Genomic DNA, 5,989 nt, shown 5'->3' with positions numbered 1-5,989 from the left:
AATGACTGGTCAGGTAACTGACACGGTGTAAAACCCGGAGCTTGACAAATCAGAAAATTCTGTGTTAAAGTTCTAGGTTCTGCTCCAGAGAACGCAACGTTAAGTTTTTAGCTGTTTTGAAAGTTGAAACGGTTTTGAAAATTTACCCTTGTTTGTGAAGTTGAATGGTTGGCCTTATGGCTGATTGTTCGCCAGGTAGGACGGAACGAAAGTTCTGGTTTAAGCGGGACGAGTTAGACGGTTTTAAAACTTTCTAGCTTCTTCAAAAAAACGCTTGACACGCCGCCTGATCTGCTTCATAATCTCGTTTCTCTGCTGCTAACACAGCAAGGCACGAAGCGCTAAACGCGACGAGCCAGCCGGGTTAGTCAGTAGAACGACAGGCAACTGTCACTGCTCTTTAACAATTAACAGCCGATAAGTGTGGGCGCTTGGAATGAGCGAGTCGAACCCTTCGGGGATCGCCACAAGTTTGTATCAAGTGCTCACAAACGAAAGATGAAGAATTACCTTGTGTAACTCTGAATTTTTCTTTGAGACACAATCGGTCTCGTCGCAAGACGGGACAACCACAGAGATTAAACTGAAGAGTTTGATCCTGGCTCAGATTGAACGCTAGCGGGATGCTTTACACATGCAAGTCGAACGGCAGCACGAGAGAGCTTGCTCTCTTGGTGGCGAGTGGCGGACGGGTGAGTAATATATCGGAACGTGCCCAGTAGCGGGGGATAACTACTCGAAAGAGTGGCTAATACCGCATACGCCCTACGGGGGAAAGGGGGGGATTCTTCGGAACCTCTCACTATTGGAGCGGCCGATATCGGATTAGCTAGTTGGTGGGGTAAAGGCTCACCAAGGCAACGATCCGTAGCTGGTTTGAGAGGACGACCAGCCACACTGGGACTGAGACACGGCCCAGACTCCTACGGGAGGCAGCAGTGGGGAATTTTGGACAATGGGGGAAACCCTGATCCAGCCATCCCGCGTGTATGATGAAGGCCTTCGGGTTGTAAAGTACTTTTGGCAGAGAAGAAAAGGTATCTCCTAATACGAGATACTGCTGACGGTATCTGCAGAATAAGCACCGGCTAACTACGTGCCAGCAGCCGCGGTAATACGTAGGGTGCAAGCGTTAATCGGAATTACTGGGCGTAAAGCGTGTGTAGGCGGTTCGGAAAGAAAGATGTGAAATCCCAGGGCTCAACCTTGGAACTGCATTTTTAACTGCCGAGCTAGAGTATGTCAGAGGGGGGTAGAATTCCACGTGTAGCAGTGAAATGCGTAGATATGTGGAGGAATACCGATGGCGAAGGCAGCCCCCTGGGATAATACTGACGCTCAGACACGAAAGCGTGGGGAGCAAACAGGATTAGATACCCTGGTAGTCCACGCCCTAAACGATGTCAACTAGCTGTTGGGGCCGTTAGGCCTTAGTAGCGCAGCTAACGCGTGAAGTTGACCGCCTGGGGAGTACGGTCGCAAGATTAAAACTCAAAGGAATTGACGGGGACCCGCACAAGCGGTGGATGATGTGGATTAATTCGATGCAACGCGAAAAACCTTACCTACCCTTGACATGTCTGGAATGCCGAAGAGATTTGGCAGTGCTCGCAAGAGAACCGGAACACAGGTGCTGCATGGCTGTCGTCAGCTCGTGTCGTGAGATGTTGGGTTAAGTCCCGCAACGAGCGCAACCCTTGTCATTAGTTGCTACGCAAGAGCACTCTAATGAGACTGCCGGTGACAAACCGGAGGAAGGTGGGGATGACGTCAAGTCCTCATGGCCCTTATGGGTAGGGCTTCACACGTCATACAATGGTCGGGACAGAGGGTCGCCAACCCGCGAGGGGGAGCCAATCTCAGAAACCCGATCGTAGTCCGGATCGCAGTCTGCAACTCGACTGCGTGAAGTCGGAATCGCTAGTAATCGCGGATCAGAATGTCGCGGTGAATACGTTCCCGGGTCTTGTACACACCGCCCGTCACACCATGGGAGTGGGTTTCACCAGAAGTAGGTAGCCTAACCGTAAGGAGGGCGCTTACCACGGTGGGATTCATGACTGGGGTGAAGTCGTAACAAGGTAGCCGTATCGGAAGGTGCGGCTGGATCACCTCCTTTTAGAGCGAATGGCTCGCAAAGCGAAAGCGTCCACACTTATTGGCTGTTAGTTAATGTCATGACCATTGAAGGTATCGCCCACTGGTGATAGATGGGTCAGTAGCTCAGTCGGTTAGAGCACCGTCTTGATAAGGCGGGGGTCGTTGGTTCGATTCCAACTTGACCCACCAACGATTACCTCGGGGGATTAGCTCAGCTGGGAGAGCACCTGCTTTGCAAGCAGGGGGTCGTCGGTTCGATCCCGTCATCCTCCACCACCGCTTTTGTGGTTGGTAGATACAGCAAGGTTCATGACAGAGTATAGGGCACAGGACAACAACGGTTGGCCTGGCGTTAGATTCAACGAAGAGTGTTCTTTTACAAGAATACTGCTCGTTGGGTTATACAACCCACGAATTGCTCTTTAACAATTAGGAAGAAGCACAACGAAGGTGTGTTGTCTAATAAACGCAAAGCGATTAGTCGCCTTGTGATGACAATACACGGGTTGTGATTGCAACAGAACAAATTATGTTCAACGAAAGTTCTCAAAAATATAGACGTTGTTCAGTCTTCGGATTGGATAACAGCTAAGGATTGATGAACGGCAACAACGTATACTCATATTCCTATAACAGCACCAAGCGTTATAGGATCAAGCGAATAAGTGCATATGATGGATGCCTTGGCGATCACAGGCGATGAAGGACGCGGTAGCCTGCGAAAAGCTACGGGGAGCTGGCAAACAAGCTTTGATCCGTAGATGTCCGAATGGGGAAACCCACCGTAGTAATACGGTATCCCATGCTGAATACATAGGCATGTGGAGGCGAACCGAGTGAACTGAACCATCTCAGTAACTCGAGGAAAAGAAATCAACCGAGATTCCGGAAGTAGTGGCGAGCGAAACCGGACCAGCCTGGATGTTTTAGCGTAGTGAATAGTCGAATGGAATGGAAAGTCCAGCCGTAGCAGGTGATAGCCCTGTAGGCGAAATTCAGTACGTGGAACTAAGCATCGAACAAGTAGGGCGGGACACGTGAAATCCTGTCTGAATATGGGGGGACCATCCTCCAAGGCTAAATACTCGTGATCGACCGATAGTGAACCAGTACCGTGAGGGAAAGGCGAAAAGAACCCCGGAAGGGGAGTGAAATAGATCCTGAAATCGTATGCATACAAACAGTAGGAGCACCTTCGTGGTGTGACTGCGTACCTTTTGTATAATGGGTCAGCGACTTACATTCAGTGGCAAGCTTAACCGAATAGGGGAGGCGTAGCGAAAGCGAGTCCGAATAGGGCGATTCAGTCGCTGGGTGTAGACCCGAAACCAGGCGATCTATCCATGGCCAGGTTGAAGGCACGGTAACACGTGCTGGAGGACCGAACCCACTAATGTTGAAAAATTAGGGGATGAGCTGTGGATCGGAGTGAAAGGCTAAACAAGCCTGGAGATAGCTGGTTCTCTCCGAAAACTATTTAGGTAGTGCCTCGTATATTACTGCCGGGGGTAGAGCACTGTTATGGCTAGGGGGTCACAGCGACTTACCAAACCATGGCAAACTCCGAATACCGGCAAGTACAGTACGGGAGACAGAGCACCGGGTGCTAACGTCCGGACTCAAGAGGGAAACAACCCAGACCGCCAGCTAAGGTCCCTAACTATGGCTAAGTGGGAAACGAAGTGGGAAGGCATAGACAGTCAGGAGGTTGGCTTAGAAGCAGCCATCCTTTAAAGAAAGCGTAATAGCTCACTGATCGAGTCGTCCTGCGCGGAAGATGTAACGGGGCTAAGCCATAGACCGAAGCTGCGGATGTGTACTTTTAGTACACATGGTAGGAGAGCGTTCCGTAAGCCTGTGAAGGTGTTCCGTGAGGAATGCTGGAGGTATCGGAAGTGAGAATGCTGACATGAGTAGCGATAAAGGGGGTGAAAAGCCCCCTCGCCGTAAGTCCAAGGTTTCCTGCGCAACGTTCATCGGCGCAGGGTGAGTCGGCCCCTAAGGCGAGGCAGAGATGCGTAGCTGATGGGAAGCGGGTTAATATTCCCGCACCGTCGTAGAGTGCGATGGGGGGACGGATTGCAGAATGTTATCGGGGTGTTGGATGTCCCCGTTGGCGCATCATAGAAGGCACTTAGGCAAATCCGGGTGCGTAATTCAAGGGTGTGACTGAATAGAGCTTCGGCTCTAAACTAACTGGAAGCAGTTCCAAGAAAAGCCTCTAAGCTTCAGCTCTACGAGACCGTACCGCAAACCGACACAGGTGGACGGGATGAATATTCCAAGGCGCTTGAGAGAACTCAGGAGAAGGAACTCGGCAAATTAATACCGTAACTTCGGGAGAAGGTATGCCTCATTAGTGTGATGTGCCTGCGCACAAAGCATGAAGAGGCCGCAGTGAATCGGTGGCTGCGACTGTTTACTAAAAACACAGCACTCTGCAAACACGAAAGTGGACGTATAGGGTGTGACGCCTGCCCGGTGCCGGAAGGTTAAGTGATGGGGTGCAAGCTCTTGATCGAAGCCCCGGTAAACGGCGGCCGTAACTATAACGGTCCTAAGGTAGCGAAATTCCTTGTCGGGTAAGTTCCGACCTGCACGAATGGCGTAACGATGGCCACACTGTCTCCTCCTGAGACTCAGCGAAGTTGACATGGTTGTGATGATGCAATCTCCCCGCGGCTAGACGGAAAGACCCCATGAACCTTTACTGTAGCTTTGCATTGGATTGTGAACCGGCCTGTGTAGGATAGGTGGGAGACGTTGAAGCGTGGTCGCCAGATCGCGTGGAGTCATCCTTGAAATACCACCCTGGTCTGTTTGCGGTTCTAACCTAGGTCCCTTATCGGGATCGGGGACCGTGCATGGTGGGCAGTTTGACTGGGGCGGTCTCCTCCTAAAGTGTAACGGAGGAGTTCGAAGGTACGCTAGAGACGGTCGGAAATCGTCTTGATAGTGCAATGGCATAAGCGTGCTTGACTGTGAGACTGACAAGTCGAACAGGTACGAAAGTAGGACATAGTGATCCGGTGGTTCTGTATGGAAGGGCCATCGCTCAACGGATAAAAGGTACTCTGGGGATAACAGGCTGATACCGCCCAAGAGTTCATATCGACGGCGGTGTTTGGCACCTCGATGTCGGCTCATCTCATCCTGGGGCTGTAGCCGGTCCCAAGGGTATGGCTGTTCGCCATTTAAAGAGGTACGTGAGCTGGGTTTAAAACGTCGTGAGACAGTTTGGTCCCTATCTGCCGTGGGCGTTGGATATTTGACGGAGCCTGCTCCTAGTACGAGAGGACCGGAGTGGACGTACCACTGGTGTATCGGTTGTCATGCCAATGGCATTGCCGAGTAGCTACGTACGGAAGAGATAACCGCTGAAGGCATCTAAGCGGGAAACTCGTCTGAAGATTAGATATCCCGGAGGCTTGACCTCCCTGTAGGGTCGTCCGAGACCAGGACGTTGATAGGCTGGGTGTGGAAGTGCAGTAATGCATGTAGCTAACCAGTACTAATTGCCCGTGTGGCTTGATCCTATAACCCTTGAGGTTGTAGTGAGTTAAGTTGTTGACCACAGAACGTAATATTGAAGTGCAGCGCAACCCGCGCTCGACACCTTCGTAACCGCTGCTAGCTGATCCGTACTGATCGCTGGCAGTGTGCTTCTTCCAATTGGCTGGGACGTCCTTGTAAAGACGGCCTGGCAACCAGTTACGCTTGACGACCATAGCAAGGTGGTCCCACACCTTCCCATCCCGAACAGGATTGTGAAACGCCTTTGCGCCGATGATAGTGGACGGACGTCTGTGAAAGTAGGTCATCGTCAAGCTCTTATTGCTCAAAACCCCCGCAAGTATCCCTTGCGGGGGTTTTGTTTTTTATGCGCGCC

General features: G+C 51.3%; 2 tRNA genes and 3 rRNA genes. All 5 read left to right on the top strand.

From position 1 onward, the window contains the following. Positions 1-580: 580 nt before the first annotated feature. The 5 genes from LNA76_RS17920 to rrf all read left to right on the top strand — a co-directional run bounded on the left by LNA76_RS17920 (position 581) and on the right by rrf (position 5,929). A 16S ribosomal RNA gene (locus LNA76_RS17920) occupies positions 581-2,119 on the top strand. 93 nt (positions 2,120-2,212) lie between these two features. Then, a tRNA-Ile gene (locus LNA76_RS17915) sits at positions 2,213-2,289 on the top strand. A gap of 11 nt (positions 2,290-2,300) precedes the next feature. Then, positions 2,301-2,376 (top strand) — tRNA-Ala (locus LNA76_RS17910). 375 nt (positions 2,377-2,751) lie between these two features. Beyond that, positions 2,752-5,636, top strand: a 23S ribosomal RNA gene (locus LNA76_RS17905). Between the two features lie 180 nt (positions 5,637-5,816). Continuing rightward, a 5S ribosomal RNA gene (gene rrf / locus LNA76_RS17900) occupies positions 5,817-5,929 on the top strand. The 16S, 23S and 5S rRNA genes sit together here with 2 tRNA genes alongside, the layout of an rRNA operon. Positions 5,930-5,989 lie beyond the last annotated feature (60 nt).

Source organism: Alcaligenes sp. MMA, assembly GCF_020907215.1.
Taxonomy (GTDB): Bacteria; Pseudomonadota; Gammaproteobacteria; order Burkholderiales; family Burkholderiaceae_B; genus Alcaligenes; species Alcaligenes aquatilis.
The sequence above is the reverse complement of the archived record's forward strand: the minus strand, read 5'-3'. Positions and strand labels throughout refer to the sequence as shown.